The organism is Rathayibacter sp. AY1H2 (assembly GCF_002931985.1).
In the GTDB taxonomy this organism is placed as follows: Bacteria; Actinomycetota; Actinomycetes; order Actinomycetales; family Microbacteriaceae; genus Rathayibacter.
In genome coordinates this window covers 1-980 of the sequence record NZ_PSUV01000043.1, presented here as the reverse complement: position 1 = coordinate 980, position 980 = coordinate 1, and the positions used below count along the sequence as shown (strand labels likewise).

Genomic DNA, 980 nt, shown 5'->3' with positions numbered 1-980 from the left:
ACGCTCCCCTACCCCGCGCCCTCCGCTCCCGCCTACCCCGCACCCGACCCCGGGCTGCAGGACGAGCGCCCCTCGTCCCCCGAGGCCGTCGCCGAGTGGCGCGAGCGCCAGGAGGCCTGGCGGGCCGAGCGGGAGGCGTTCCGCGCCCAGCAGAGCGCGTCGGCCCGTGAGACGGCCCGCGCCCGGGCGGAGGAGGCGCGACTCGCCGCCGCCGCCGTCACCGCCGCGCGCCTGGAGCGCCAGCGCCTCCGACGCGCCGCGAACCCCCGGCTGCGGGCGAGCTTCACGCTGCTCGCCCTGGGCGCCGCCGCACTGACCGGCGCACTGGTCTCGCTCACCGCCTCCGGACCGACGGCCCTCGTCGTCGGAGCCGCCTCGGCCGCGCTCGTGCTCGCCGTGGTGATCGTGCTCGCCGGCCTGTTCCGGAGGCGCGCGATCGCGCTGATCGCCCTCGCGACGGTCGCGCTGGTCACCGCCGCCTGCGCCGCCGTGCTGCCGACCGACCGCGAGCTGCTCCCCGTCCTGGGCACCTACGGCTTCTCGAGCGCCGCTCCCGGCCGCTACGCGACGCTCGCGGCGAGTGACCTGCGCGTCACGGTCGCACCCGGCTACGAGACCTCCGGCGAGCCGCTGGACCTGTGGGTCGGCTACGGGCACGTGTCCGTCGCCACGATGGCGGGAACGGCGGTCCGCCTCGAGGCGACCACGGAGGACACCGAGCTCCTCGTGCTGGACGCCGACGGAGGCGCGATCGACGCGCCCCGCGAGGTCCGCACCGCCGACGGCCGTCAGCTGTGGACGCAGACCTTCGGCGATCCCGAGGCCGAGCCGTTCGTGGTCCGCATCGCCCAGGAGGGCGGGTCGATCCGCGTCCAGGACTCCACACCGGGCGCCGACTCCGGCACCACTGCGCCGGACGCCGACGCCACCCCGACACCCACCCCGAGCCCCACCCCCGAGACCGGAGCCGCACGATGACC

1 pseudogene is annotated in these 980 nt (G+C 77.3%); it reads left to right on the top strand.

The window, feature by feature from the left end:
• Nucleotides 1–978 (top strand): annotated as a pseudogene (locus C5C29_RS17275) (hypothetical protein); the annotation flags it as partial.
• Nucleotides 979–980: the final 2 nt, after the last annotated feature.